Here is a 2,338-nt window from a genome sequence, read left to right on the forward strand (position 1 = left end):
GTCTTTTACAAGCATAATCAATGTATTTATTACACCCTCTTTTATCCACTTGTTTTTAGACTTTTCTAATACTTCCTGATCAAAATCCTCTTTAAATATTTCGTATAACTCCTTCATTGCATCCGTCATCTTATTACTCTCCTTAACATACTTAAAATCATATTTTTCACATCATTCACCCCCTATTAAGTCATGTTCTTTTAACACACTTTTTCCTGTGCGAATATTGGCAACCCTCCTCTCCAATTCATCCATATTCTCTTTACTATAAAAAGGGTCCGCCGACACTTCAAAGGGTATTCGCCTCTCTGTATTTACCCTTGCATCATCAATTCTTAAACTATTTTGTGCCATTATTATCTTTATTCCTTTAACTATAACGTATTTTATTTACACTTATTTGTAAAAGCAGTCCATAAGTTATCAAGTTCCAAAGCTTCCGATACCTAATGATAAAATCATTTATTATTATTAATATAGCTAAGATAAAACTCAATATCAGATTACCTAAAAAATTATTACAAATACTTTTATCTAAGTATTTTCCAGTACCCTGTTCTGTTTGAACCGATATGTTCTATATACCCTTTTTCTTTTAAATTGGAAATCCCACGATCTACTGCAGTCTTTCCTTTACCTATTTTTTCTTGAATCTCTCTCTTTGTAATATTTGGGTTATTTTTTATTGCTTGAAGAATAACCATCTGTGTTTCATTTAAATCCGAATAACTTACATCTTTATTACCCTCTTTATTACCCTCTTTATTACCCTCTTTATTACCCTCTTTATCATACATAGTATTAATCCAATTAAAAGGAATCTTTACTATAATAGAGTTTTCTCTGAATTCAAATGCTTCTTTTCCATATTTCTCTGTGATTTTAGGAACACCTCTACCTGTCTTCTCACTGATATGCAGTTGCAAAAAAATCTCAGACAATTTTTTGTTGACAGGAATGGACTCACCTAAAAAGAACCCTTCTACAGTCTGTCCCTGTGGTATTGTTCCTCTTGATAAAATCTCAATCCTGTCAGAGTAAATCGTTACCATGGGTTCATTCATTTCTACCCACTTATTGTGTAGGAAGGCATTAATTATAGCTTCTCTAAAAGCATCTTTATCAAATAGAGGCACTTCTTTTCTTTCCACAACTCTATCTACCTCATCTGCTTGTATAATGTTTAATACATCCCCATATCTTAATATTTCATCTAATGTATATAACAAGCACTGAAATCCAAATTCACGTACTGAATACATATTGTCAGATTTACTTTTTCCGGAAAATATAGCCACTCTAACAGGAATATGTGAATTATCTGATAGCAACTGTGCCATAATATTATACTTACCATCCGCTGTATATAATCCTAGGTTCTTTTCATATTGTGTGGTATTCAGTTTTATTCCCTTTGCTCCATAATAAATTATCAGCTTTTCAAAAGATAATTCTTGATACTCACTTGCTGTATTCTCTATTGTTGGAAATCCGGTTCTCAAAATAGAAAATAAAAAAGATTCTTTTTCCGGATACTTTCTCAGCTTCTCTTTGCTTGATCCGATTCTTATATATCTCTCTTCCGAAAAAGAAGTAGGTATTGTCTTAGCTGCCGGAATAACCAATACAACCACTCTCTTATCCTCTAAATAAATTTCTTCAAAATGGAAATTAACATCAGGATATATTTGTCTGGCTAGAAAATGCTTTAAAGGCTCTCCTTTCACATCTTGATTCGGATCGAATTTAGTTCCAACCGGTTCATGCGTCTTATCATGAATCCCCCATATAAAGTATCCACACTCCCTACCTTCATAGGCTGAACTATTTGAAATTGCGGATATGTATTCTCCCAATTCCCTCGGATCATTCCAATTTTCTTTAAACTCAAACCACTCACGTTCCGTATCATATTGTCTAAGTTCATCAATTTTTGAAATCAATGTGCTATTCATATTATTTTACTCCCGACAATTTACTACTACATATATTAGATTATATCACAATGGTGATAGACCATACAATGTAACAAAACTACTACATTTCACTTATGAATATTAATAAGTGAATAAGCACATGTAACACATTTTCACGTATCACCTCTATTTTGAAGTTTTCTTTGAGTTCATACCTCTTTTTGAAAAACTTGGAGTTATCCTCATATAGTTGCCCTGTTTGATTATCGAAACCATCTGTGATAACTCATGAGATAAACCTTAGGATTAACTAAGAGGTTCATCAGTAACTACTCACCTTGCAGGCTTTCACAAAGGATTGACAACCTGTCTGTCATAATAAAAAGGACACCTTTTACAGTGTCCTCATTGTTTTAAGTCTT

At 32.5% G+C, this 2,338-nt stretch carries 2 protein-coding genes; both read right to left on the reverse strand.

Annotation, left to right across the window (positions count from 1 at the left end; genetic code table 11):
• Positions 1 to 171: 171 nt before the first annotated feature.
• Entirely contained in the window at positions 172 to 354 is a 183-nt protein-coding gene (locus HMPREF1495_RS02180; RefSeq protein WP_034211665.1) for a hypothetical protein, read from the reverse strand.
• Between the two features lie 176 nt (positions 355 to 530).
• Entirely contained in the window at positions 531 to 1,955 is a 1,425-nt protein-coding gene (locus tag HMPREF1495_RS02185) for an RNA-binding domain-containing protein (protein WP_034211667.1), read from the reverse strand.
• Positions 1,956 to 2,338: the final 383 nt, after the last annotated feature.

This window comes from Lachnoanaerobaculum sp. MSX33 (assembly GCF_000512995.1).
In the GTDB taxonomy this organism is placed as follows: domain Bacteria; phylum Bacillota; class Clostridia; order Lachnospirales; family Lachnospiraceae; genus Lachnoanaerobaculum.